This is a genomic window from Carboxylicivirga linearis (genome assembly GCF_018271995.1).
Classification (GTDB): domain Bacteria; phylum Bacteroidota; class Bacteroidia; order Bacteroidales; family Marinilabiliaceae; genus Carboxylicivirga; species Carboxylicivirga linearis.
Map to the genome: position 1 here is coordinate 1 of NZ_JAGUCO010000178.1, position 311 is coordinate 311.

General features: G+C 35.7%; 1 protein-coding gene. It reads right to left on the reverse strand.

Annotated features, from left to right (window positions below; genetic code table 11):
- A partial coding sequence (locus KEM10_RS24200; RefSeq protein ID WP_212221094.1) for a hypothetical protein occupies nt 1-311 on the reverse strand: 311 nt, incomplete at both ends.

Here is a 311-nt window from a genome sequence, read left to right on the forward strand (position 1 = left end):
CTCCATTTGCATTTGCTACTGTTATACTAACCTCTGTTACAATTGGACTATAATAGGTAATTGCTACTATATCTTCTGTCGGATTAGGTGAATAAGCCAATATACTTATTGGAAGTCTTTCGTTCTTACTAACAACGCAGAAATCACTGCTATTTTCCTCGCTTAATGTTATAGTATAATCACCATCATCATAACTACCCAAACTAACATCTACCTGATTACCATCTCCTTCAACGGCCGAATCAGTATAGGTTGCCAATATATCTCCATTTGCATTTGCTACTGTTATACTAACCTCTGTTACAATTGGA